We start from the raw sequence: 506 nt of genomic DNA on the forward strand, positions 1-506 counted from the left end.
GTGTGTGGTCAGCGAGCACCCCGGAACGGGGTCACCACACGAACTACCCGCATGTAGTTCCGCAGGTCAGCGCGCTGCCCGCCGACCAAGATCAAACTCCTAAAGCGGGTGTCGGCAGTTCGAATCTGCCCAGGCGCACAGACTGTCTGTGTTGTTCCGGCTGATGCTGGACGTTGGATGTTCGGCTGCGGGTTGACGGTTCCGGTTGAGGGTTGACACCGGTTCCGGTTGATCCTGACGCTCTTCCATGAGGGAGATGAGCGTGGCCGAGCAGCGGTACAAGGCGGTGTCGGCTGTCATCGCGGATGGTCGGACGATCACCGAGGTCGCAGCGTCATGGGGCATCTCGCGCCAGACGTTGCATGTGTGGCTGGCCCGGTACGAGGCCGGAGGGCTCGAGGCGTTGGTCGACCGGTCGCACCGGCCGGTGTCCTGGCCGCACCAGATGGATCCTGACGACGAGGTCGCGGTGCTGGAGATGCGACGCACTCACCCGGGGTGGGGTC

At 64.8% G+C, this 506-nt stretch carries 1 protein-coding gene; it reads left to right on the plus strand.

Annotation, left to right across the window (positions count from 1 at the left end):
- Positions 1-247 precede the first annotated feature (247 nt).
- Positions 248-506 (plus strand): leucine zipper domain-containing protein (locus J7523_RS20555; protein WP_291890689.1); only part of this gene is annotated, 259 nt, incomplete at its 3' end.

Origin of the sequence: Cellulomonas sp. (genome assembly GCF_017744555.1) — a bacterium.
GTDB lineage: Bacteria > Actinomycetota > Actinomycetes > Actinomycetales > Cellulomonadaceae > Cellulomonas.